Annotated in this window: 1 protein-coding gene; it reads left to right on the top strand. The window is 35.5% G+C overall.

Going from position 1 to position 265, the window contains the following annotated elements; all coding sequences use genetic code 11:
- On the top strand, positions 1–265 hold a 265-nt coding region (locus AAEZ18_RS19010), incomplete at both ends, for a DnaA ATPase domain-containing protein (protein ID WP_352255975.1).

Below are 265 nucleotides of genomic sequence, written 5' to 3'. Positions count from 1 at the left end.
CTGTAGGTAACGGCATTATGGCAAACAAGCCAGATGCTAAAATTGTTTACATGCATTCAGAACGCTTTGTTCAAGACATGGTAAAGGCACTACAAAATAATGCGATAGAAGAATTTAAGCGTTATTACCGCAGTGTTGACGCATTAATGATTGATGATATTCAATTTTTTGCTAATAAAGAGCGTTCACAAGAAGAGTTTTTTCATACCTTTAATGCATTGCTTGAAGGCAACCAACAAATTATTTTAACCTCTGACCGTTATCC

It is taken from the genome of Pseudoalteromonas sp. 19-MNA-CIBAN-0066, from assembly GCF_040308705.1.
GTDB classification, from domain to species: domain Bacteria; phylum Pseudomonadota; class Gammaproteobacteria; order Enterobacterales; family Alteromonadaceae; genus Pseudoalteromonas; species Pseudoalteromonas nigrifaciens.
Note: the sequence above shows the minus strand (reverse complement) of the source record. Positions and strands in the feature narration are given on the sequence as shown.